The sequence below is a fragment of the Pantoea sp. MBD-2R genome (assembly GCF_039134845.1).
Lineage (GTDB): Bacteria > Pseudomonadota > Gammaproteobacteria > Enterobacterales > Enterobacteriaceae > Erwinia.
The window spans coordinates 2,926,735-2,948,439 of record NZ_CP152417.1; the positions used below are offsets into that span (position 1 = coordinate 2,926,735).

The 21,705-nt window shown below is 53.1% G+C and carries 22 protein-coding genes and 1 tRNA gene; 7 read left to right on the forward strand and 16 right to left on the reverse strand.

What is annotated here, in order from left to right; genetic code table 11:
• Positions 1 to 30 precede the first annotated feature (30 nt).
• The gene (locus AAGQ96_RS13615) at positions 31 to 711 is read left to right on the forward strand and encodes an SOS response-associated peptidase family protein (protein ID WP_342755566.1); all 681 of its coding nucleotides are present in this window, start codon (positions 31 to 33) and stop codon (positions 709 to 711) included.
• 434 nt (positions 712 to 1,145) lie between these two features.
• On the opposite strand, the gene AAGQ96_RS13620 is transcribed toward AAGQ96_RS13615, so the two are convergent.
• Positions 1,146 to 1,460: a hypothetical protein gene (locus AAGQ96_RS13620; protein WP_147198736.1), complete on the reverse strand. Its 315-nt coding sequence runs from the start codon at positions 1,458 to 1,460 to the stop codon at positions 1,146 to 1,148.
• Between the two features lie 575 nt (positions 1,461 to 2,035).
• Complete coding sequence (locus AAGQ96_RS13625) at positions 2,036 to 2,929, reverse strand: SDR family oxidoreductase (RefSeq protein WP_342753827.1); 894 nt, start codon at positions 2,927 to 2,929, stop codon at positions 2,036 to 2,038.
• 125 nt (positions 2,930 to 3,054) lie between these two features.
• Here AAGQ96_RS13625 and AAGQ96_RS13630 point away from each other — a divergent pair, with 125 nt between their 5' ends.
• On the forward strand, positions 3,055 to 4,005 hold the full coding sequence (locus AAGQ96_RS13630; RefSeq protein WP_342753828.1) for an AraC family transcriptional regulator: 951 nt from the start codon (positions 3,055 to 3,057) through the stop codon (positions 4,003 to 4,005).
• Here the strand turns inward: AAGQ96_RS13630 and AAGQ96_RS13635 are convergent.
• The 9 genes from AAGQ96_RS13635 to AAGQ96_RS13675 all read right to left on the reverse strand — a co-directional run bounded on the left by AAGQ96_RS13635 (position 3,956) and on the right by AAGQ96_RS13675 (position 13,355).
• Positions 3,956 to 5,041 carry an iron-containing alcohol dehydrogenase family protein gene (locus tag AAGQ96_RS13635; protein ID WP_342753829.1) on the reverse strand — a complete coding sequence of 362 codons (1,086 nt, stop codon included), beginning with the start codon at positions 5,039 to 5,041 and terminating at the stop codon, positions 3,956 to 3,958. The two genes, AAGQ96_RS13630 and AAGQ96_RS13635, sit on opposite strands and share 50 nt — an antisense overlap.
• Before the next feature lie 17 nt (positions 5,042 to 5,058).
• Positions 5,059 to 5,727 (reverse strand): methionine ABC transporter permease, encoded by a 669-nt coding sequence (locus tag AAGQ96_RS13640; protein WP_342753831.1) that lies wholly within the window; start codon positions 5,725 to 5,727, stop codon positions 5,059 to 5,061.
• Positions 5,715 to 6,503: an ATP-binding cassette domain-containing protein gene (locus AAGQ96_RS13645; protein WP_342753832.1), complete on the reverse strand. Its 789-nt coding sequence runs from the start codon at positions 6,501 to 6,503 to the stop codon at positions 5,715 to 5,717. Before AAGQ96_RS13645 ends, AAGQ96_RS13640 begins: the two co-directional genes overlap by 13 nt.
• A complete protein-coding gene (locus tag AAGQ96_RS13650) occupies positions 6,496 to 7,302 on the reverse strand; it encodes a MetQ/NlpA family ABC transporter substrate-binding protein (RefSeq protein ID WP_147198742.1) in 807 nt (268 codons plus the stop codon). Before AAGQ96_RS13650 ends, AAGQ96_RS13645 begins: the two co-directional genes overlap by 8 nt.
• Before the next feature lie 2 nt (positions 7,303 to 7,304).
• Complete coding sequence (locus tag AAGQ96_RS13655) at positions 7,305 to 8,330, reverse strand: isopenicillin N synthase family oxygenase (RefSeq protein ID WP_342753833.1); 1,026 nt, start codon at positions 8,328 to 8,330, stop codon at positions 7,305 to 7,307.
• Positions 8,331 to 8,489: 159 nt separating this feature from the next.
• A complete protein-coding gene (locus tag AAGQ96_RS13660) occupies positions 8,490 to 10,841 on the reverse strand; it encodes a molybdopterin-dependent oxidoreductase (protein ID WP_342753834.1) in 2,352 nt (783 codons plus the stop codon).
• 18 nt (positions 10,842 to 10,859) lie between these two features.
• On the reverse strand, positions 10,860 to 11,528 hold the full coding sequence (locus AAGQ96_RS13665) for a methionine ABC transporter permease (RefSeq protein WP_147198745.1): 669 nt from the start codon (positions 11,526 to 11,528) through the stop codon (positions 10,860 to 10,862).
• Complete coding sequence (locus tag AAGQ96_RS13670) at positions 11,521 to 12,546, reverse strand: ATP-binding cassette domain-containing protein (RefSeq protein ID WP_147198746.1); 1,026 nt, start codon at positions 12,544 to 12,546, stop codon at positions 11,521 to 11,523. The genes AAGQ96_RS13665 and AAGQ96_RS13670 overlap by 8 nt, the downstream gene beginning before the upstream one ends.
• Entirely contained in the window at positions 12,543 to 13,355 is an 813-nt protein-coding gene (locus AAGQ96_RS13675) for a MetQ/NlpA family ABC transporter substrate-binding protein (RefSeq protein ID WP_254446252.1), read from the reverse strand. Before AAGQ96_RS13675 ends, AAGQ96_RS13670 begins: the two co-directional genes overlap by 4 nt.
• Positions 13,356 to 13,589: 234 nt before the next feature.
• Between AAGQ96_RS13675 and AAGQ96_RS13680 the strand changes: the two genes are divergently transcribed.
• Both AAGQ96_RS13680 and AAGQ96_RS13685 read left to right on the forward strand, forming a co-directional pair.
• Positions 13,590 to 14,768, forward strand: a complete 1,179-nt coding sequence (locus tag AAGQ96_RS13680; protein WP_342753835.1) for an aminotransferase class I/II-fold pyridoxal phosphate-dependent enzyme — start codon at positions 13,590 to 13,592, stop codon at positions 14,766 to 14,768.
• A 361-nt stretch (positions 14,769 to 15,129) separates the two neighbouring features.
• Positions 15,130 to 15,205 (forward strand) — tRNA-Asn (locus AAGQ96_RS13685).
• 458 nt (positions 15,206 to 15,663) lie between these two features.
• On the opposite strand, the gene AAGQ96_RS13690 is transcribed toward AAGQ96_RS13685, so the two are convergent.
• The 5 genes from AAGQ96_RS13690 to AAGQ96_RS13710 form a co-directional block, all read right to left on the reverse strand.
• A complete protein-coding gene (locus AAGQ96_RS13690) occupies positions 15,664 to 16,131 on the reverse strand; it encodes a hypothetical protein (protein WP_342753836.1) in 468 nt (155 codons plus the stop codon).
• Positions 16,128 to 16,490 (reverse strand): tlde1 domain-containing protein, encoded by a 363-nt coding sequence (locus AAGQ96_RS13695; protein ID WP_342753837.1) that lies wholly within the window; start codon positions 16,488 to 16,490, stop codon positions 16,128 to 16,130. The genes AAGQ96_RS13690 and AAGQ96_RS13695 overlap by 4 nt, the downstream gene beginning before the upstream one ends.
• Before the next feature lie 12 nt (positions 16,491 to 16,502).
• Positions 16,503 to 16,994 (reverse strand): type VI secretion system tube protein TssD, encoded by a 492-nt coding sequence (gene tssD, locus AAGQ96_RS13700; RefSeq protein WP_342753838.1) that lies wholly within the window; start codon positions 16,992 to 16,994, stop codon positions 16,503 to 16,505.
• A 134-nt stretch (positions 16,995 to 17,128) separates the two neighbouring features.
• Complete coding sequence (locus tag AAGQ96_RS13705) at positions 17,129 to 17,347, reverse strand: hypothetical protein (RefSeq protein ID WP_147198751.1); 219 nt, start codon at positions 17,345 to 17,347, stop codon at positions 17,129 to 17,131.
• 104 nt (positions 17,348 to 17,451) lie between these two features.
• Positions 17,452 to 18,672 (reverse strand): MFS transporter, encoded by a 1,221-nt coding sequence (locus tag AAGQ96_RS13710; RefSeq protein WP_342753839.1) that lies wholly within the window; start codon positions 18,670 to 18,672, stop codon positions 17,452 to 17,454.
• Between the two features lie 302 nt (positions 18,673 to 18,974).
• On the opposite strand from AAGQ96_RS13710, the gene AAGQ96_RS13715 reads away from it, so the two are divergent.
• Genes AAGQ96_RS13715 through AAGQ96_RS13725 form a run of 3 tightly spaced genes read left to right on the forward strand, consistent with a single transcriptional unit; the run spans position 18,975 to position 21,685 of the window.
• Positions 18,975 to 19,949, forward strand: a complete 975-nt coding sequence (locus AAGQ96_RS13715; protein WP_342755567.1) for an ABC transporter substrate-binding protein — start codon at positions 18,975 to 18,977, stop codon at positions 19,947 to 19,949.
• A gap of 3 nt (positions 19,950 to 19,952) precedes the next feature.
• Positions 19,953 to 20,807: an ABC transporter ATP-binding protein gene (locus AAGQ96_RS13720; protein WP_147198754.1), complete on the forward strand. Its 855-nt coding sequence runs from the start codon at positions 19,953 to 19,955 to the stop codon at positions 20,805 to 20,807.
• Positions 20,804 to 21,685 (forward strand): ABC transporter permease subunit, encoded by an 882-nt coding sequence (locus AAGQ96_RS13725; RefSeq protein ID WP_147198755.1) that lies wholly within the window; start codon positions 20,804 to 20,806, stop codon positions 21,683 to 21,685. The genes AAGQ96_RS13720 and AAGQ96_RS13725 overlap by 4 nt, the downstream gene beginning before the upstream one ends.
• The last annotated feature ends 20 nt before the right edge of the window (positions 21,686 to 21,705 follow it).

Here is a 21,705-nt window from a genome sequence, read left to right on the forward strand (position 1 = left end):
AAGCTATGCTTAACGGAGGAGGGAAATACTATGTGTGGACGTTTTGCGCAATACCGCAGTCGTGATGAATACTTTGATCTCCTCGGCCTTGGCGACGGTGAAATCATTCATGACCCTGAACCTGTCGGGCGGTACAACGTCGCGCCGGGTACGAAGGTGCTCTTGCTGAATGAACGCGACCATGATTTGCATCTGGATCCTGTGCTGTGGGGATATGCGCCGGAATGGTGGGACAAGCAGCCACTGATCAACGCCCGTGGCGAAACGGCGGCTACCGGCAGAATGTTTAAACCTTTATGGAATCATGGTCGGGCTGTCGTCCCAGCCGATGGCTGGTTTGAATGGAAAAAAGACGGTAAAAATAAGCAACCTTACTTCATTCATCATAAAAATGATGAACCCCTCTTTTTTGCTGCCATCGGTAAGGCACCTTACGATAAGGAACGTGCCGCAGAGGGATTCGTGATTGTGACCGCGGCCAGCGCTGGGGGCATGGTAGATATACACGATCGAAGACCACTGGTACTCACTGCTGATGCAGTCAAAGAGTGGTTGAGTCAGGAGACCTCATCCTCTCGCGCCCAGAAAATTGCAGCAGAGGCAGCGCTTCCGGAAAGTACTTTCCGCTGGCATCCGGTGACCAGCAAGGTTGGCAATATTCACAACCAGGGCAAAGAGCTTATTGAAGAGATTGAAGAGCCACTGGTTTGAGGTAAAAACTGAGATGCGAATTTATGAGCGTCGCAATCTGACATTGTTATTATTTACGACTAAAACGCCCGCAAATTCAGGCCTTCTAAATCTTTCATCTTGATCTCTCAACTGAAATTTGATCATTGAGCTTCATGCTTTCACTTAAAAATATTAAACTGCTCATAAACTAAATCTGACATGGAGAATTACAATGGATGCGGCGCTACTCACAATGATGCAGTCCGGAGGAAGAAATAAGTACTGGGCTGAAACGATGGTGAACCTGGAAGCCCGTAAGCTGATAAACGTTGCCAATACGATTTCTTCATTTCATCTGCGTGACATAGAAAAATAGATTCTTTAACTCGTCCTAAACTGACGATGAAAATCGTAGGTTATGGAGTCAAAGCAAAAGTGATCTTTGACCTGTTAACGGTTGATGGCGACAAAAATTAACAGCGGTTATTTCTCCAGTAACGCCATGACTTGTAGGAGAGTATCGGGGGTTGTGCAAACATCATAATGGCAATGCCAAAAACGAAGGCCACGCCCCCAGCGATAATTTTCACAGGCGAGCTAAAAACCACCAAAAGTATGAATATCACTGCACAAACAGCAGTAATCCAGGTCAAAAGCCTGAAGCGGCAGGCCAGATCCTGGATAGCCACATCAAGCGTTCCACCGAATCTTTCCACGTTAATCTTAATTTTTCGCAGTTCTTTTTGCGTGAAACCTGACTGCAAAAGTTTCTCCTGGCTAATGTTCACTCTCTTCTTCCTTAAAAAGGATAATTATCAAAAGCCTGAATGGCGAGCAGCTCAAGTGTAACATTTTTATCCTGGCCCACAATGGTGAATATATCTCACTACACAATCGGCTGGTCGAGACGCATGCGCAATACTGCCCCACCAATGCAAAACATGGACGTAACCAGTTATATATATGAATCACATTACAAATGAATATCGCGCCAGAAGGCATTCATTATGGTTACCTTAACGCGTTGTTCCCCCGTCTGTGAGGGATATATTCACAACATGGCTGCCTGAAAATTCCACTCACGTAACAACGCTTCTTTATGAACCTTGCTCGCCGGGGACGTCAAGTATGTTCTGGACAATGAATTGCCCTTTAGCCGGGAACTGATAAAAGTTGGGTGAAATGCAAAGTTCTCCATTTTTAACGGTCAGATTGAGCAAGTCTGTTACCGACAGCTTCTGTGGCGGCGTACCTCGGGGGTTTATAGCAATCAGGGAAGGCTGATAACTTTTGGCATTTAAAACCTGGAAACGGACATCCTCTCCAGCCTTACTGACTGATGTTGTTTCGTCAGTATTGGCTGTCACCGGGTATGGATACGCACTTGCTTAAGATCGCCGATCAAATCGGGTCCCTGCGGCTGCCATTTTAGTTGCTGCTGCGTGATTGCACTTGAAGCCGACATGTCCTGAGCGACAAATTTACTCATCCAGCCGAAATGCTCTGCTGCTTTGGCTGCGTCAATGCTTATGGCCGGCACATTAAGAATATAGCCAATGGTTTCAGCAATCTTGCGCATCGTAATACCCTCTTCTGCCACGGCATGATATCGACTTCCCGGACTATTTTTTTCCAGCGCCAGAACATACAGCAGAGCCGCGTCGCTGAGATGGACTGCCGACCAGCAATTCTGGCCATCTTCGATAAAGGCGGAAAATCCTTTTTGCCGGGCAATCTCAATCAGTGGCGTAATTAAACCTTGCTTTAAGGGATTATGAACCTGCGAAAGCCGGATCACCGAGACATTAACGCCCTCTTTTAATGCATTGATACCTGCCAGCTCTGACGCCTTACGCGGGTTCTGATGTTCAGCATTAAAATGGTTTTCAACAGCCAGCACGTTCTGCCCTGATGACCCCAGCCCGACGGCAGAAGTAATAATCAACGGCCGCTGCGTTCCCTTCAGCGCACCGGCCATGGCTTCAATAACCCGGCGGTCCGTTTCACAGTTCGCAAGAAAGGTGGAAAAATCGTGATTAAATGCGGTATGTATTACGCCATCGCTTAACGCAGCGCCGCTTCGCAGACTGTCAGGATCCGCAAGGTCGCCGAAATGAGCCTCAACGCCTGCGGCAGATAGCGCTGCTGCCCCCTGCTGGCTTCGGGCAAGCCCGATGACCTGATAGCCGGCAGCAATCAGCTGAGCGGCAACAGCCGTGCCAATAAAACCGGTCGCACCCGTGAGAAAAATACGCATCTTCAGCCCGCCCTTATGTCAGTAATGGATTGCTGTTACAACCCGGTACGGCTACTTTAGGGGTAAGCTGTAATACGATCTATGTTACAGAGTCGCTGTTTTATGTCTAATCGTCCGGAGCAGGTATGGATCCGCTTTCTCAGCTGCTATCGCTACTTAAACCTGAAAGCTATGTTTCAGGCGGAGTCGTCCTGAACCCTCAACGGGCGGTGCAATGGCCGTCACATGACGGGGTGAAATGTTATGCCGTGGTGTCAGGCGCGTGTTGGCTGTCAGTGGAGGGTCTTGCCGAGCCTGTACGGCTTACTGCCGGTGATTGCTATCTGTTGCCCCCTGGCCCGCCTTTCCAACTGGCGACCGATTTATCGTTGCAACCGATCGACTTTCAGGCTGTTCGTACCGAAATGGTTTCAGATATAGCCGCAAAAGCTGACGAAAAGTCGGCCTGTTTTCTTGTCGGCGGTCATTTTCTGCTGGCTGGCCGCCCTGCGCAGATGCTTTTACGTTCACTGCCACCCGTTGTGCATATTCAGAAAAGCTCAGACCGGGCAGCAATGTACTGGGCGCTTGAAAGGATGGCGGAGGAGGTGCGGGATCCTCAGCCTGGCAGCGGGCTGATCGTGCAACAGCTGGCGTTTATGCTGTTAATCCAGGCGCTGCGTCTACACGTGAATGACAGATCTGAGACCAAGAGCGGCTGGCTTATTGCGTTGAAGGATAAACAACTGAGCGTCGCAATTGCCTGTATGCACGATAACCCCGGGCATAACTGGACGCTGGAAAAGCTTGCAAAACAGGCTGGTATGTCCCGTTCAGCCTTTGCAAAACACTTTAAGGAAACGGTAGGTACTGCACCGATTGAATACCTGACGCAATGGAAAATGATGCTGGCCTGCGACCGGTTACAGAATTCAGAGGATTCCATCCTGCGCATTTCAACATCATTAGGCTATGAATCAGTAAGCGCTTTTGGAAAAGCGTTTAAACGCGTTATTGGCTGCTCTCCGGGAAGGTTGTCCAACAAGATTACCGATCGCCAAAATCTCTCACGTCAGTCATCAACAACGCCTCTTTAAGCGCCGGTTGCGTGAGGGTAAACGGCAAATCGCCCAGACTGGCTGTGGGAAAGTGAATGGCGGCGGCAATCTGCTCAATACGGTCAGCGCGATCGCCCTGCAAAGCAGGCAAACGTAGCGGACTGCCAAAATGACGCAGCCGTGCCAGTAATTCAGCATCGGGTTGATCGTTGCGGTTCGCCACCAGCGACTGGATTAGCAGGCTGAACCCCACCTTTTCACCGTGCAGCCAACCGTGTAATTCGGGCTGATGCGTTAGCGCATCGTGGATGACATGCGCAAAGCCCGGCGTATCCAGGGAGCCGCGCACGCTGTTTGCCAGCCCGGCCAGCACGATATTCGCTTCAATGACCTTTTCCAGCGCCTGCGTAACCTGCTGCTGTTGATTATCCCGCACCGCCTCCTCGCCCCAGCGTTGGAAAATCTCAACGGCCTGCCATGCCGCCGACACCTTTACATCCAGCGCCAGCTGATGCGGGTTGTGCCGCTGATAAGGTTCAAACTCAACCCATTTTGCCAGTGCATCAACGATCCCTGCGCGCAGATAGCGCACATCGCTTTGCGCAATCACCTCGCTGTCGACCAGGATCAGTGCCGGCATCGCGTCCAGCGGCTGGCTTCTGAGATGGCCGCCCGCCGCGTTATACACGATCGCCAGCGGCGACCAGGCTGCACAGGTTGCTGCCAGCGTCGGCAACGCAATCAGTACACGATCGCCCAGCGCGTTATTAACCGCTTTTGCCGTATCCAGCACGCGACCGCCGCCAATGGCCAGAATGCCTTCTGCGCCCTGTTCGAGCAGCTTTTGCTGAAACCGCGCGATATTGTCGTCTGTGCATTCCCCGGACAAATAGTCGAGCTGCCAGCGGATCCCGGCGCGATCCAGGCTTTCACTCAGCGACGGGTTCACCGCCCGCCAGGCACGCGGTGAAGTCAGAATGCGTAAGTGAGCGGCCAGCGGACGGATCAGTTCACCCGCCTGATGACGTAGCCCGGACTGCTGTTCATAGCGAGCTGGGGATTTAATGGTAAACATGCCGACATCCTTATAATTTAGCGACGATAAGCTAATGAACGAACCAGACGATCGCCTGATTTCTGCACGAGAAGTACCAGCAGCAGCAGTACGATTACCGTCGCCGCCATCAGCGTGTTATCGAAGCGTTGATAACCATAGCGAATAGCCAGATCGCCTAATCCGCCGCCACCCACCACACCGGCCATGGCAGAAAAGCCAATCAGCATCACCGTCGTCAGGGTGATGCCGGCAACCAATGCAGGAAGCGCCTCCGGCAGCAGCACGCGGCTCACAATATGCCAGTGGCTGCCGCCCATCGAAATCACGGCCTCAATACGACCGCGATCGACCTCATCCAGCGCGTTTTCCACGATGCGGGAAAAAAAAGGGAATGCGCCAAGCGTAATCGGCACCACGGCGGCGGTGCTGCCCAGCGCCGTGCCGACAATCAGCCGCGTTACCGGGATCATGGCAATCAGCAGAATCACAAAGGGTAGCGCACGACCAATATTCACCACGCAATTCAGCACGACGGACAGAGTACGGTTTGGAATAATGCCTTCTTTGCGGGTCAAAAACAGCAACACGCCCACGGGCAACCCGATGGCCACGGTAAAGATCGCTGCCAGCGCCACCATGTAAAGCGTTTCCAGCGTGGCATTGATCATCAAATCCTGAAAACGATCCCAATTTACGCTACGCATCGCGTCTCCACCTCCACCCGATGTTTTGCCAGAAACGCCCGGTCGGTCTCGCCATCCTGCAACAGCATCTCCCGCAGCCGCCCATTTTTGTGCGCCATAATCTGATCCAGCGTGCCGCTTTCAATCAGTCTGCCCTGCTCCAGCAGCGCGGCACCGTGGCAAATACGTTTTACCACGGTCATTTCATGGGTAATCAGAACGACCGTGATGTTGAGCTGCTGCTGAATGTCCGCCAGCAGGTCGAGAATGGAGCGCGTTGTTTCGGGGTCGAGCGCGCTGGTGGCCTCATCGCACAGCAGATAGTCCGGCTCGGCCGCCAGCGCCCGGGCAATGCCGACGCGCTGTTTTTGGCCGCCAGAGAGTTGCGAAGGCCAGGCATCGCCAAACTTTTCCAGCCCGACCAGCTTCAGCAAGGCGGCCACTCGCGCCTGCCGCGCTTTTACCGGCACGCCCGCGATTTCCAGCGGCAAATCAATGTTGTCATTAACGGTACGGGAGTGCAGCAGATTGAAATGCTGGAATATCATGCCAGTCTGCTGACGCTGTTGGCGCAGCTGCTTTACGCTGAGCTGGCTGATATCCTTCCCGTCAACGATCACGCGCCCGGAGGTCGGCTGTTCCAGCCGGTTCAGGCAGCGTAACAGGGTGCTTTTTCCCGCGCCGCTGCGGCCCACAATGCCAAAAATGGTGCCTGCTTCTATGGTCAGCGAGATATCCACTAACGCCGGCGCTGCTGCGCCGGGATACCTTTTACTGATGTTCTCGAGTTTAATCATGTTTAAGGCCTTCAACCGGGATCACCGATCCGTTGTAATTTTTACGGATAAACTCGGCCACCTGCGGCGAAGTCAGATCTTTCGCTAACTCCGCGATGCGGGGATCTTTCAGTCGTTCAGGCGTTGTCACCAGCAGGTTGGCATACGGATTATGATCGGCCGATTCCAACGCTAACGCGTCTTTCGCCGGAACCAGACCCGCTTCCAGCGCATAGTTACCGTTGATGATCGCCGCATCAACATCATCCAGCGCACGCGGGATCTGCGGCGATTCGATCTGGATTATTTTAAGTTTTTTCGGGTTATCGCTGATATCCGCTGGCGTCACCAGCGTCGAAGCGGCATCGCCGACAGACTTCAGTTTCAGCAATCCGTTTTTCTGTAGCAGCCACAATGAACGGCTCAGGTTTGGCGCATTATTGGGTACCGCAATGCTGGCCCCTTCAGGCAATGCTGCCAACGACTTCACCTTATGTGAATAAAGGCCCAAAGGTTCGATGTGCACCGCTGCGGCAACGCTAAAGGTTTTGCCCAACGCTTTTTCCTGATCTTTTAAATAAGGCAGGTGCTGAAAATAGTTAGCATCAACTTCACCTGAAGCTAATAATTCATTCGGATTGATACCGCCGCTGCTCATTTCAATAATTTTCAAATCCAGTTTCGGATCGATCGTTTTTACGTATTCCAGAATTTCCGCATGGGGAACCGGATCGGCGGCCACGCGCAAGGGTGCAGCATGAAGCGTTTGTGCAACAAATAAAGCGGTCCCGGCTAATGTATAAAAAGCAGCTTTCATCATTTTTATTTTCTCAGTGTGTTATTTAAATATTCCGCATAAAAGCGGTTGGCGACGTCAGGATGGGAACGTAAACGGCCTTTTAAATAATTCCAGCCGACCTCACGTAATAACGGATTTAACGGATCGCTGGTTGGCCCCTGCGCCAGTTTCGCCAGCGATTCAGACAGCTGATAAACCGGCACCACGGCATTCAGCTGCGCGCCAAGGAAAAAGGCCACTGACAGTCGTTCGCGATTGCCCTGCGGCGATACCACACGGTGCACGGTGGCCCGCAGATAGCCGTTGGTGGCCAGTTCCAGAAGCTCGCCAATGTTCACCACAAAAGATCCCGGCAACGGCGCGGCATCCACCCAGTTTTCCGGCGTCACCTCAACCTGTAAGCCAGCCTGGTCATCCTGCAACAGCAGCGTTAAAAAACCGGAATCTTTATGCGCGCCGACGCCCTGACGAGATTCGCCATCGGCACGGCCGGGATAGCGGATCAGTTTGATATGTTCATTGGGAAACTCACCGTACAGGTCGTCGAAGGCATTGCGCGGCAGCGACAGCGCCTCGGCAAAGGCACGCAGCAGTTCCAGCGCCACGCTGGTCATCTCCTGCTGCCAGCGGGTCAGTAAGCTGCGCAGTTCGGGCAAGGTTTCAGGCCACTGATTGGGGCCTTGCAGGCGCTCCCACGGCGCGTCAGGATTGTCGATGGCCGGGCGTTCCGCACCGATATCAAACTGTTCCCGATAGTCCGGCTGGCTGCGGGTAATTTCGGAACCCGCCCGGTTATAGCCGCGGAAATGCGGCGAGTTGGCCATTTGTACCCTGAGCTTTTCCTGCTCTGGCAGCGCAAAGAACTGGCGGGAGACACGTTGCACATCATCTAATAACCGCTGAGAAATACCGTGGCCGGTCAGATAAAAGAATCCAACGTCACGAGCGGCGTTATTTAATTTTTCCAGGAAAGCTTTACGTTGTCCGCAATCGCCATTTAGTTGAGTAAGATCAATCACCGGCAAGGATAATGTCTGCGCTGTGCTCATCTTGTTTCGCCCTGCTTATTTAGAAGGTTTTACCTTGCCATTTCGTCATGGGCTGTACTACGAAGTTATCGTTCTTTCGATATGCAAAAGCTTTATGAGTCTGATGCGGCTAATGATTCAGCCAGACCCATTTTAGGGAAATGGCATGCACGTTAAAATTTATGGCGACCATTTCACAAATTGCGGCGGCTGCCAGGCGGTAATTTCCGGCAGCGGTAAATCAAAGCGCTCAATATCAACGAAGCAGGTTTGTGCGCTGCATCCCTGACCTAAGCGCGAGCTGCCAGTATCCGTTGTTAATACGTTGGGATTCCCATGTTTATCCAGCGAACGCGCCTGCTGAGGATCTAACGGATCGTACCAGGCTCCGGTAGATATCTGTACTACACCCGGTAAAATGTCAGGCGTTAAAATAACGCCCGCCAGCAACTCGCCGCGATCGTTAAAAACTTTGACGATCTCGCCATCGCGAATGTCCCGTGCCGCGGCATCCTGCGGGTGCATCCATAGCGGTTCTCGCCCGTGGATTTTGCTCTGCTGACTAACCAGGCCGTGATCGTACTGGCTGTGCAAGCGCGTACGCGGCTGGCTGGAGAGCAGATGCAGCGGCCAGCGCCGTTTTTGTTTCTGCTGCGCCGCCTGTTCCGGTGCATGCCAGTAAGCGTGTCCAGGTGCTTCCTCGTAGCCCCAGGCCGCGACCGTAGCGGAAAACAGCTCGATTTTACCTGACGGCGTGCTGAGTGGCGCGGCATCGGGATTGTCGCGAAAAGCCTTGAGCAGGATTTGCGGTTCCGACGGGCGTGCGTACTCCAGCTTGCCCTGCGCCCAAAACGTCGCGAAATCGGGCAGGGCAATGCCTTCCGCTTCTGCGCGTGGACGGGACGCCTGATAAATATTTTCCAGCCAGCCACGGACGTCGCGCCCTTCGGTAAAGCGGCTGCCGAAGCCCAGCTTGTCGGCCAGCAAAGAGAAAATGGCATAGTCATCACGCGCTTCGGCGAACGGCGGCAGGTGCTGGCGCATGGCGATCATAAAGCCGTCGTTGCTGGCGCTGCCTATATCCTCACGCTCCAGCGAAGTGGTGGCTGGCAGTACGATATCGGCGAATTTAGCCTGTGCCGTCCAGTACTGCTCATGCACCACGACCGTTTCCGGCCGCCGCCATCCCTCGATCAGGCGGTTAAGATCCTGATGATGATGAAAGGTGTTGCCGCCGGCCCAATAGACCAGGCGAATATCAGGGTAAGTTCGCGTCTTCCCGTCAAACTCATAGGCGTCACCGGGATGCAGCAACATATCGGCGATACGCGCCACGGGAATAGGCGTATCGACCGCGTTGTCGCCTGCGGGCATGCGCGGGCCGGAAAATCGTCGCCGATCCGCCCCCGCCAGATTGGTGGAGGCATAGCCAAAACCGATGCCGCCGCCGGGCGTGCCTATCTGCCCCAGCAGCGCCGTCACGGCAACCAGCGCCCAATAAGCCTGTTCGCCCTGCCGTGCACGCTGTACCGACCATGCCATGTTAATCAGGGTCTTTTTCTTCGCCATTTGCCTCGCCAGCTGGCGTATGGCCGTCGCCTCCAGTCCGGTGATTGGCGCGGCCCATTCCGGCGTTTTGGCTTCGCCTTGTTGATCGCCACGCAGATAAGCCGCATAGCGCTCAAACCCTACCGTATAGCGTGCGACAAAATCGTGCTGAAAGAGATCTTCTTCAATCAGCACCTGGCAAATCGCCAGCAGCAGCGCGGTATCACTGCCAGGCCGGATCGCCAGCCACTTTGCATCCGGCACGCCGGCCAGATCGTTGCGCACCGGGCTGACGTTAATGAACTGACAGCCGTTGTCGCTCAGCCTTTGCAACCAGTAGCCAAGCGCGTGATCGTTGGCCCCTCCGCCATTGACCTGAGCATTGCGCAGCGGCAGTCCGCCTATGGCGACGAACAGCTCACAGTGCTGCGCCAGCTCCGCCCAATGCGTGTGCTGGCGCTGAAGCTCGTCGAGATCGCCCAGGATATGCGGTAACACGCGTTCTCCGGCGGCAATGCTGTAGGTGTTGGTGCTGGCCGTGTAACCGCCAAACTGGTTTAAGAACCGGTGCAGCTGGCTCTGGGCATGATGGAAACGGCCCGCGCTTGACCAGCCGTAAGAGCCGCCATAGATCGCCTGATTGCCGTGCTCGGTTTTCACTCGTTCAAGTTCGCTTGCTACCAGCGTCAGCGCCTGTTCCCAGCTCACTTCCACAAACGGCTCTTTACCGCGTCCTTCACGATTGTCGGGCTTGCCCTGAAGATAGCCAAGCCGCACTGCCGGGAGCCGTACGCGACTGTTACCCTGTACGGCCCCCGGCAGCGACAGACCGATTTTTGACGGCTGCCTGTCCCATGCAACCGGCTCAACGGCGGTCAGCAAGCCATTATCGGTGGTGACGCGATACGTTCCCCAGTGGGTGACGGTGAGCTGATGTTCAGCCGCTGCCCGATCGTCGTCAGAGGGATGGCTTACCGTTGACATAATTGGCTCTCCTGAAGGTTATTCACGACGTATTCGACGCGCCAGACGCGTGCCGAGCGTCTGTAGTAGCTGCACGATGACAATGAGCACCAGCGCGGTGGTGAGCGTGGTAAAGGCATCAAATCGCTGATAGCCATAGGTAATGGCTAAATCGCCAATGCCGCCGCCGCCCACGGTGCCCGCCATTGCCGTTGCGCCCAGCAGGCCGATGGTGGCCGTGGTTAGCGCCAGGATGAGCGAGGAGGCGGCTTCGGGCAGCATAAAATGCCAGAGGGTTTGCCAGGTACTCGCGCCCATGGCATTGGCCGATTCCAGAATGCCTTCGTCAACCTCCAGCAGCGAACTTTCTACCAGTCTTGCAATGTAAGGCGCGATAAACACCACCAGCGGCACAATCGCGCCCGCCGTGCCGATAGTGGTGCCGACCAGCCAGCGCGTCAGCGGCAAGATGGTGATTAATAAAATAATAAAAGGCAGCGAACGCAGAACGTTAACCAGCGGATTTAACAGTTGATGAAGCACCCGATTGGGTAAAATACCGCCGGGCCGACAGACCACCACTACCATTCCCAGCGGGATGCCAAGCAGCGATCCAAACCCCAGCGAAATGCCGATCATGACCAGCGTGTCGTGCAGCGCCAGCAGAAACTGCTCGCCGGTAACGGCGGTATCAAAGAATTCAAACATCGCTGATTTTCACTCCTGCCTGATGGAGATAGCGAATGGCCGCCTCGGTATCTGCCGTTTTGCCGCCAATCTGCACAATCATAAAACCCAGGATTGTGCTCTGTACTTCAGACATATTGGCAAACAGGATATTCACCTCAACCGGAAACTTGCGCATCAACTGACTGATGATCGGCTGCTGAGCCGTCTGGCCGATAAACTCCAGCCGCAGTGCGCGACTGTGGCCCTGCTGCCTAATCCGCGCCAGAGTTTGCTCCGGCAAGCGATCGTGGATCACCGATCGCACAAAGCTGGCGGTGACGGCGTCCTGGGGCTGACCGAAAAGCGACAGCACGCTGCCCTGCTCAACTATTCGCCCGTGCGCCATCACGGCAACTTTGTGACAAATTTTCTGCACCACCGACATTTCGTGGGTAATCAGCACTATGGTGATGCCGTAGCGCTTGTTAATCTCCTGTAACAACAGCAGAATTTGTACCGTCGTGTGCGGATCGAGTGCCGATGTTGCCTCGTCACACAGCAGAATAGACGGGTTGGTCGCCAGCGCGCGGGCAATGCCGACCCGCTGCTTCTGCCCACCCGACAGTTCGTTGGGATAGCGCTGCGCTTTGTCGCTGAGATTGACGAAAGCCAGCAGTTCATTCACCCGCTGCCGAATAAAGTGTTTATCACGCCCCTGTAAAATCAGCGGGATCGCCACGTTATGAAACACCGTGCGGGAATTCAACAAATTGAAGTGTTGAAAGATCATGCCAATATCTTTCTTTACCGCATTGAGCTGTTTTTTAGTAATGTGCTGTAGCGAGACATCATTAATCCGCACCTCGCCACGATCGGGCACTTCCAGATGGTTAATTAAGCGCAGCAGCGTGCTTTTCCCCGCGCCGCTCGCACCAATAACGCCAAAGATATCACCCTGATGGATAGTCAGGCTGACCTCTTCTAACGCCAGCAAATTTTCTCCCTTGCGCGAGAAGGTTTTGCTGACTGAGTTAAATGTAATAACAGGCTGGCTCATTTGAAATAGTCAGGCAGCAGATAACCATCATATTGATGGTGCGAACGAATATAGTTTTTAAAATCATCGGAGCGGTACCCTGCCACAATATCTTTGGCAAACGCCGCCTGCTGGTTTTTCCCGGCTACGGTGACAACGTTAATAAACTGGCTGGTGGGGGCTTCCAGCTTTAGCGCAGAATCCAGTTTCATCCCGCTGGAAACGGCAAAATTTCCCTGAATCAGGCCAAAATCGACATCCGGCAGCGCGCGCACCTGCTGGGCATTGTCCATCTCTTTCAGTACGATTTTGTAGGGATTTTCACTGATGAATTTTTGAGAGAAGGTGGCCGGGTCGCTGTCCGGGCGGATTTTCAGCCAGCCTAAACTTTGCAAGACCAGCGCCGCACGATATTCATTAGGCGCCTGATTGGGAACAGAAATAACGGTGCCGGGCTTAGGTGTCTCCAGCGTGGTTATTTTGCCGCCATAAAGGCCCATTGGTGGCGTAGGCACCTGCACGATCCCCACGTTATCAATACCCAGACGCTCATTTACCGACTTCAGATAGACCGGATGCTGCATGATATTGGCTTCGATATTGCCACGGCTGACCGCATCGTTAACCTGAATGCCGTCGCTAAAGTCTTTATATTCTATTTTATAGCCTTTCTTTACCAGCCAGGGCGCAACGCCCTGCTGAAACTGGTCTTTATACGGCCCTGGATTAAAACCAATACGAATTAATTTATCATCCGCCTGCGCCGCTGAAAAAAGCGCAGCAGAAGAAAGTAAAGCCACAACTAATTTACTCATCAATGTCATGCGCATAAAAATCTCTCTACGTGAATAATCAAGGCGATTAAATCACAGAGTGACAGACTGTAAGAAGCCCAAACCGGGCTGTGCTTATGGCTTTATTGCGCTAAGGATATTCAGATTACGTTATTGCATTTGCTGAATAACATTATCTCATTTATTGCTTCCCGATGCGCTGCAATTCGGTTTTCTGCCGCAATGCGCTATGCGATAGTGACGTCCTGTTTTTATTTAATCGGAATGAGAATGCCGGTATTTTCTGCCTCTGCGCTGGTAAATCAATTAGAAGAAAACCTGTTTAGCGTGCTTGAGAAAATGGCCGCGCAAATAGATACCTCGCGACGTCCGCTGATCGATCTCTCTTCCGGCAGCCCGCGTCAGCCGACACCGGCTGCGGTGGTCACCCGTCTGCAAGCCGCTGCGGCGCTCTCTGAAAATCACGACTATCCCTCTTTTTGGGGAAAACCCGCGCTGCGTCAGGCGATTGCTCGCTTTTATCAGCGCCAGTATGGCGTGGAGCTGGATCCTGAACATGAGATCGCCGTGTTCCAGGGCGCGCACATTGGCGTTACCGGTCTGCCCCGGGCCTTACTCAATCCGGGGCAGTATCTGATTTCAACCGATCCCTGTTATCCCATTTACCGTTCTGCCGCCGTTCAGGCGCAGGCGGAGTTTTATGGTATTCCGCTGCATGCTGCACGCCAGTTTCTGCCCGATTTTGGCCAGGTGCCTGAAAACGTTGCGCGGCAGGCCGGACTGCTGATGCTGAACTATCCGCATAACCCTACCGGTGCCATCGCGACTCCCACTCTGTTTGCCGAGGCACTGGAATTTGTTCAGCAGTGGCAGATCCCGCTGCTGCACGATTTCGCCTATGCGGCGACAGGCGTTCATGCACAGGATAAGCCGCTGAGTTTACTGGCTCAGCCAGAAGGAAAGCATTGGGGCGTGGAAATTTATACGCTGTCGAAAACCTTTCTGATGGCGGGCTGGCGTTTCGGTTTTGCCGTGGGCAACGCCTCGATTATCAGCGCATTCAAAAAACTGCATACGCACAGCTACAGTACGGTATTCGGCGCGGTGCAGGACGCTGCCGTGACCGCGCTGGATCTGCCGGAAAGCACGGTTTCTCATTTCGCCGCGATTTACCACCATCGTCGCGAAAAGGTGGTTCAGGCACTTCATGCTATGCGCTGGCGGTTCGATGCGCGTCAGGGCACCTTTTTCCTGTGGTTGCCCGTACCCGCACGCTTTACCGCCCAACAGTTTACCGAGAAGCTGCTGCGTGATGCCCAGGTGCTGGTCGCGCCGGGACACGGCTTTGGTGCGGGCGGTGAAGGTTTTGTACGCCTGAGCCTGACGGCCGATGACGATGCCTTAGCCGAAGCACTGAAGCGAATAGCGGCGCTGAAGCTGTTTGTATAAGGTTGGGGATGATTCTTTCGCTCCCTCCGAACAAGGTGGACAACTGCCAAACCGCCTTAAGAATATAAGGTCTCCAGCTTGCACATGCGTTAATTCTGCACTGAGCAAAAACAAGCCGTTTTTTTATTCTCTGCGTTGAGTGACGGAGCAATAGTTGTCTGTCTGCGATAACAGCGAATATTGCTAACCTGGACAGCATTCAAATCTGACATTATTTAACCGCGCAATTAACGCACTGAATGAGTAATTTCCCGCCTTATCACTGCGGCTGTGTTCGTTATTTAAGCTTTTGCACTTTTAAAGCAAAAACTTCTTTGACAACACCTCAGCCCATCGCTAATATTCGCCCCGTTCAAACGATTCCTCTGTAGTTCAGTCGGTAGAACGGCGGACTGTTAATCCGTATGTCACTGGTTCGAGTCCAGTCAGAGGAGCCATATTCCTGTTTTCATGCATCTTCACGAATCTTTATACGATTTAGATTCAACAAGTTAGCGTGAAATTTCTTCCCGATGCATTTTCATTTCCCCCTCCGCATCCGGCGAAATTGGTGGTCTGATTTATGGTCATTTCGGTTCGATAATGGCGCGACCACCCTATGTCCCTGTCCGACGCGAAAACTCGCAGCATTAAGCCTTCTCTGGCTATCGATTCTGAAAATATAAAAGCCTGAACCTTAACCAGGACAGATGCAGTCAGCAGATAGCGGGATTTAAGTTTCAGAGGTATAAAAACTACGTAGCTGACATAATTCCTTGTTAATATTGAAATTTAAAGGTCTCAGACTTGGCGACCGGAATATTCTTTCGTCGTGGATTAGGGTTAATGCCCACGTTTTAGCATGCTTTAAGAAGGCCCGGCATAGTGGGATCATCATAAGTCGGGCATTCCTGGGTTATTTCGTGGCACTTTGCGCTATCTCTTGCCTGATCTCGGCAAGGGTATCCCGCATCGTCCCGAGACATTCCGCTGCCACTGAGCCAGCCATTTTTAGCGCCGGTTCAGCCTTCGCAAAATAAGCTTCAATCTGGGCCTGTGTAAATTGGGTCATGCCGGGTATGCTGCATATAAATGACGTACCGAAACGCTGTTGTAAGCGGTCTGTACTCTTTTCCAGCGGTTTGGTTGCGTTAATGACAGATACAGGGTCTTTAATCAGCGCCATGCTGATAGCGGTCGTCAGTTCCACCGAGTGCTCAGCGTCAAGGGTATCGCCAATACTGCCAATCTTCTCCGGCAGTGCCTGGAGCGTTTTATGGTCCGCCTGTTCTACCTGTCGAATATAAGCGCTCCATTCGCCCGACGATGCTACGCACGCCATTGATAAAATACAGGCGACCAGAACAACGGCACGCCCGATCATCTGACCACCTCCAGCGTGTTATCCGTTGACTGGATGATTTTTGAGCGAATGCGCGGTCCCATTATTATGCAGCCCTCAGAAGCAAAACCGGGAACCGCTGGTGGCCTCTTCTCGCCGTGAATACGAAACAGGAAACGCCCGAATCCATCACCTGAAACCTGAGTCAGGGTGATAGTCATAGGCCCCTTCGAATTCGTATAACCGCCAATACGCCACGTTCCGCGTGGAATTGGCCCCATCCCTTTAACGTGCTGGCGGTCAGGGTTATTTTTGTTTGTCAAACTTCCCGAATAACCTGTACCCATTAATTTACCGTTGTGCCAAAGCTCGCCGGTACTTTGAGAGTATGTCCATGTCATGTGCCGTGCTCCTTATGCCGCGCTGCGTTCTTTCCAGGAATCAGAGTGGATAATATTGCCGTCCAGATATTTCCAGGTGATTTTCTCATACGTTATTTCGAATACTTCCAGATGATCGTGGCGTTCGTAGTTCGGGTCTTTAACATCTTCCATAAAGGGTACAACACAGGTAATCTGGGCATTCTCAAGAAGTACGTTAAAATATTCTTCTTCCTGGCCGGCGTAATTAATTCGATAGAATTTCAGCTCTGCGGATTTTAAGCGTTTTCCTGAGCTGACGAATTGATAAAGATACGGGCTGGAAGAGTCCAGTGCTTTGGTGAGAATAAAGGGGACATGTTCGCGAGTTGCGGTTATCTTGCCTGACAGGTCATCCGTGGGGAGTGACACGCTGTGAGCCAGCGCGGTGATCTCTATGCTTCCCTCACGTTGATGTACGTCTACAGAGCCTTTGAGGGGGTTTCCGCCATCGTCCTTTAACCATAAATAAACAGGTATAGCCATTCAGCGAACTCCTTTTCCGTGACAGAGAGGATAATTATTACCTTCCTATATGAATGAATCATCATTTGCAGTTTATTGATATACATCAAAAAAATACAAGCCCGCTTAAGGAAACTTAAGCGGGCTTTTGCTTTTCAGGAAATTCGTTTTACCACCGGATGTTTTTCCGTCGCCATTTCATGAAAAATATCGTCCAGCCACTGAGCTAAACCTTCTGTTTCCACATCCGCAGGGATCACATAGTCACGCAGGCGAGAACTTTTGTTTTCATTGAGATCAACCCGATACAGTTCCCATCCAGAACTCACTGCTTTCACACCCAGCGTACGGCCAAAAACATTAAATATAAGCATGGTTAGATCCTCTGTTTGAGACCCGGTTACGTATCCGGCGGCGTTTTTAACCTCAGGTCAGATCATGAAGAATCAGAGCGAGGTCAGGCTCTCTGCTTCGCACTTTATTCCCGTATTGCCTGGCGCTGTTCCAGTCGCCTTATCGATGGTACCAGGCTTGCGGCTACAGAGGCCACGATTATTGCTATCGCGCAGGCCAGCAGCACGTGGGCGTTACCATAGCGCAGCGCCAAAGGGCCGGCGGCAAGCTCGCCCACCGGGATGGCGATAAAAGATCCCATCGCATCCCACGCATAAACGCGTGCGAGCTTATCGGCAGGAATGTGGGTTTGCAGATGATGTGCCCAGATCACGCCAAACTGCCCAAACCCGACGCCGGCCAGGAAGAAAGCCACCATCAGAGCCGGTGTAGCGGCCATTTTACTGAGTAAGAAAAGGGGGACGGCGCTAAGCGCCACCAGCATGACGCCAATCAACATGTCGCGGTTTGGACGCCAGCGAAGCGCCATAAAAGAGCCAACAATCAGGCCCACGCTTTCCGCTGCGATACTGATCCCCCAGCCGGTTCGTCCTACTGATGCATCCGCCACGACAGGACCCAGCACCATCATCACCCCGCTAAAAGCCGCATTTACAATGGTGAACTGGATAACAACCGTCCAGACCCAGCTGCGGGCGATAAACGCCTGCCAGCCCTCTCGCAGATCGTGCAGAAAATGGCTGCTCACTTCCCGCTGGCTTGCGCTGATTCGGATGCAGTAATAAAGAGGAGCGGAAACAGCGAATCCCAGCGCGTCGATAGCAAGTCCCCAGCCCGGCCCCACAGCACCCACCAGTACGCCGCCCAGTGAAGCCCCTGCGATAGTACCGGCATAAACGCCCAGCTGTATAAAAGCGTTAGCCTGCCTGAGTTTCGTCGTGGGAATGGTTTGTGGCACCAGCGCGGACGACGCGGGAAGCGCAATCCCCGCAGCGGCGCCATTCAGGCTTCCCAGCAACATTAACGCGGGAATATTGGCAGTGCCGGCCAGCACCAGCCAGGCGACCATCCCCTGCGACAGCGCCGCGATCGCCGACGATGAGAGCAGCACTTTGTTGCGGGAATAGCTATCGGCCAGCACGCCGCCCAGTAATAAAAAAGCGACGTTAAACACGGAGCGCGAGGCCACCACCAGACCTAAATCGCCCGCTGAACCGCCTGTGTCCAGCACGGCAAAAGCCAGAGCGATAGGCGCAATAGCATTGCCCGAAACGGTGAAAATACGCGCACAGAACAGGTTTCTGAAGGCGGTAAAGGACAAGACATGTCGGTTTGCTGTACTCATTTGACTCAGGCTTCCTTACCGGCAGCCACGCGGGCAACAGGTTGATGACTGAAAAAGTCCGTACGTTTAAAAAGGCAATAAAGCTGAATTTATTCTAACGTTATTTATTTTTCGCAATTACATTTCACATTAACCTATATCGATTATTTAATATAGCTAAAAAGAATTTAACAAGCCCTGCTTCTCGCCTTAGTCTGCCTTTCACGATGCCAGCTAATTATCTAAAAAATATATAATACCTGCCGGGAGAAATAATGAAAAAATTTTTTAGCCAACGCCGACTGCCCGCTGTCGCCGCTACGATGTTATTAACGTCATTAGGCGGCATTGCTCAATCGGCTTATGCGGAAGGAAATATTAGCATTGTGCAGCAGTTTGGCATTGGTTATTTGATTCTTGATGTGGTGCGTGACCAGCATTTAATAGAAAAACAAGGCAAAGAAGAAGGGCTGGATATCAAAGTTGAATGGCGAACGCTTTCAGGGGCAACGGCGATTAACGAAGCGTTGCTCTCGGGCGCGCTGGATGTAGCCTCCGCTGGCGTACCCCCGATGTTGACCGTTTGGGATCGCACCCGTGGCCGACAGAATGTGAAAGCGATTGCCTCGCTAGGCTCAATGCCTAATTACCTGCTCAGCAATAACCCTGCGGTCAAAAACATTAAGGATTTGAGCCAGAAAGACCGTATTGCGGTGCCTGCCGCAGGGGTAGGTTTTCAGTCACGCACGCTGCAAATCGAAACCGCTAAGCGGTATGGCGCAGGCGATTTTAAACGCTTTGACGCCCTTAGCGTCAGCCTTCCTCATCCTGATGCTAACGCCGCGCTGATTGCTGGCGGCACGGAGATTACCAGCCACTTTTCCAGTCCACCTTTCCAGTATCAGGCGCTGGAACATCCTGCGGTGCATAAAATTCTCAGCTCCTATGACGTGCTGGGCGGCCCCGGTACTTTTAATGTGCTTTACACCACGCAGAAATATCACGATGAGAATCCTAAAACGTACAGGGCGTTTTATGCTGCGCTGGCTGAAGCCTCACGCATTATTCAGGCCGATAAAGCCGCAGCGGCACGGACCTATATCCGCACAGAGAACTCAAAATTACCGTTAGCGCTGATTGAAAAGATTGTTAAGGACCCGGAAATTGATTTTACCATTTCGCCCGAACGCACCTTCATTTATGCCGAAAAATTGCATGAGCTCGGCGTACTGAAAAACAAGGCGGATTCGTGGAAAGATTATTTCTTTCCGGAAGCCTGGACCCATCCGGGGAGTTAACCGATGACCACCACACTCATTCAGGAGGCGCTTGTGACATCCTCAAATCCGCTGTTGCAGGTTCGTGGTCTCGGGCTGGAATATCGTACGCGACGTCAGCAGATTCGGGCGACGCATGACGTCAGCTTTGACGTCTGGCCTGGCGACCGGTTTATCCTGCTCGGTCCTTCCGGCTGCGGAAAATCAAGCCTGTTGAAATCGATAGGCGGTTTTCTTCCTCCGGTTAACGGCGAGATCCGCCTTGAGGGGCAGCCGGTTATTAAACCGGGGCCGGATCGCATGATGGTTTTTCAGGAATTCGACCAGCTGCCACCGTGGAAAACCGTGCTGGAAAATACGCTTTTTCCTCTGCTGGCAAGCCGTAAAGCGACGCGTGCAGAAGCACGAGATCGGGCGCTGCATTTTCTCGATAAGGTCGGCCTGGCAGACTTTGCCGATGCCTGGCCGCATACGCTTTCGGGCGGCATGAAACAACGCGTAGCGATTGCGCGAGCGCTAACGATGCAGCCCAAAATGCTGTTGATGGATGAGCCGTTTGCCGCGCTTGATGCGTTGACCCGGCGCAAAATGCAGGAAGAGCTGATCGGCCTTTGGGAAGATGAGCGCTTTACCCTGCTGTTTGTCACACATTCCATTGAAGAAGCACTGATTGTTGGCAACCGCATATTGCTGCTTTCGCCACATCCGGGCCGGGTTCGGGCCGAGATGAACAGTCACCAGTTCGCGTTTGCAGACAGTGGCAGCGACGCTTTTCAACAAACCGCCAGCCGGATACACGATCTGCTGTTTACGCCTGAATCTTCAGCGTCGCAGCCCACCTCCGCCCACCTGTCACCTCTGATGAGCGTATTGTCATGACTCTCCCTCTGCACAAACTGGCTCCACCGGTTCGCCCTGAATACCTGCGCGAGCTTGCGCCTCTGCCACAGCAAAAAATCGAACAGCCGCTGCCGTTGCGCGTTCGACTGTGGAACAGCGCCGGATTGCGTAAAAGCGGCCTGCTGGTGATTTTATTGCTGCTATGGCAGGCGGCGGCATTATGGCAGCAAAACGATCTGCTGCTGCCCAGCTTTACGCAGACATTACGGGCTTTTATTGAAGATACGGTGAGTGGCGAGCTTCCCAATAAAATTGCCATTTCTCTGGGCACCTTAATCAAAGGCTATGCGCTGGGAAGCCTGCTGGCACTGGCGCTAAGCGCGCTGGCCGTCTCCAGCCGCCTCTTTCGCGATCTGCTCGGCATGTTGACTTCGATGCTCAATCCTCTCCCCGCCATCGCCCTGCTGCCGCTGGCGCTGTTATGGTTTGGGTTGGGTGAAAACAGCCTGATTTTCGTCCTGACCCATTCCGTGCTCTGGCCCATGGCGTTGACGACCTGGAGCGGCTTTATGTCAGTTTCCGAAACCCTGCGCATGGCTGGGCGAAACTACGGCCTCAGCGGGTTTCGCTATGTCTGGCATATTCTGATCCCGGCCGCGCTGCCTGCCATTCTTTCCGGCCTGAAAATCGGCTGGGCCTTTGCCTGGCGTACGCTGATTGCTGCCGAGCTGGTCTTTGGTGCATCCAGCGGTGCTGGCGGTCTGGGCTGGTATATCTTTCAGAACCGTAATGAGCTGTTTACCGATCGCGTGTTCGCGGGTCTGGCTTCGGTCATTGTGATTGGACTGCTGGTAGAAAGCCTGATTTTTGCCACGCTGGAAAGATTGACGGTAAAACGCTGGGGGATGCAGCGCTAGCGTAACGTATGCTCATTCTT

What these genes read in the sequence shown, in the direction of transcription:
- AAGQ96_RS13615 (WP_342755566.1), top strand. Translation starts at nt 31, where the DNA reads ATGTGTGGACGTTTTGCGCAATACCGCAGTCGTGATGAATACTTTGAT.
- AAGQ96_RS13625 (WP_342753827.1), bottom strand. Translation starts at nt 2,929, where the DNA reads ATGCGTATTTTTCTCACGGGTGCGACCGGTTTTATTGGCACGGCTGTT.
- AAGQ96_RS13630 (WP_342753828.1), top strand. Translation starts at nt 3,055, where the DNA reads ATGGATCCGCTTTCTCAGCTGCTATCGCTACTTAAACCTGAAAGCTAT.
- AAGQ96_RS13635 (WP_342753829.1), bottom strand. Translation starts at nt 5,041, where the DNA reads ATGTTTACCATTAAATCCCCAGCTCGCTATGAACAGCAGTCCGGGCTA.
- AAGQ96_RS13640 (WP_342753831.1), bottom strand. Translation starts at nt 5,727, where the DNA reads ATGCGTAGCGTAAATTGGGATCGTTTTCAGGATTTGATGATCAATGCC.
- AAGQ96_RS13645 (WP_342753832.1), bottom strand. Translation starts at nt 6,503, where the DNA reads ATGATTAAACTCGAGAACATCAGTAAAAGGTATCCCGGCGCAGCAGCG.
- AAGQ96_RS13650 (WP_147198742.1), bottom strand. Translation starts at nt 7,302, where the DNA reads ATGATGAAAGCTGCTTTTTATACATTAGCCGGGACCGCTTTATTTGTT.
- AAGQ96_RS13655 (WP_342753833.1), bottom strand. Translation starts at nt 8,330, where the DNA reads ATGAGCACAGCGCAGACATTATCCTTGCCGGTGATTGATCTTACTCAA.
- AAGQ96_RS13660 (WP_342753834.1), bottom strand. Translation starts at nt 10,841, where the DNA reads ATGTCAACGGTAAGCCATCCCTCTGACGACGATCGGGCAGCGGCTGAA.
- AAGQ96_RS13665 (WP_147198745.1), bottom strand. Translation starts at nt 11,528, where the DNA reads ATGTTTGAATTCTTTGATACCGCCGTTACCGGCGAGCAGTTTCTGCTG.
- AAGQ96_RS13670 (WP_147198746.1), bottom strand. Translation starts at nt 12,546, where the DNA reads ATGAGCCAGCCTGTTATTACATTTAACTCAGTCAGCAAAACCTTCTCG.
- AAGQ96_RS13675 (WP_254446252.1), bottom strand. Translation starts at nt 13,355, where the DNA reads ATGCGCATGACATTGATGAGTAAATTAGTTGTGGCTTTACTTTCTTCT.
- AAGQ96_RS13680 (WP_342753835.1), top strand. Translation starts at nt 13,590, where the DNA reads ATGCCGGTATTTTCTGCCTCTGCGCTGGTAAATCAATTAGAAGAAAAC.
- AAGQ96_RS13690 (WP_342753836.1), bottom strand. Translation starts at nt 16,131, where the DNA reads ATGATCGGGCGTGCCGTTGTTCTGGTCGCCTGTATTTTATCAATGGCG.
- AAGQ96_RS13695 (WP_342753837.1), bottom strand. Translation starts at nt 16,490, where the DNA reads ATGACATGGACATACTCTCAAAGTACCGGCGAGCTTTGGCACAACGGT.
- tssD (WP_342753838.1), bottom strand. Translation starts at nt 16,994, where the DNA reads ATGGCTATACCTGTTTATTTATGGTTAAAGGACGATGGCGGAAACCCC.
- AAGQ96_RS13705 (WP_147198751.1), bottom strand. Translation starts at nt 17,347, where the DNA reads ATGCTTATATTTAATGTTTTTGGCCGTACGCTGGGTGTGAAAGCAGTG.
- AAGQ96_RS13710 (WP_342753839.1), bottom strand. Translation starts at nt 18,672, where the DNA reads ATGAGTACAGCAAACCGACATGTCTTGTCCTTTACCGCCTTCAGAAAC.
- AAGQ96_RS13715 (WP_342755567.1), top strand. Translation starts at nt 18,975, where the DNA reads ATGTTATTAACGTCATTAGGCGGCATTGCTCAATCGGCTTATGCGGAA.
- AAGQ96_RS13720 (WP_147198754.1), top strand. Translation starts at nt 19,953, where the DNA reads ATGACCACCACACTCATTCAGGAGGCGCTTGTGACATCCTCAAATCCG.
- AAGQ96_RS13725 (WP_147198755.1), top strand. Translation starts at nt 20,804, where the DNA reads ATGACTCTCCCTCTGCACAAACTGGCTCCACCGGTTCGCCCTGAATAC.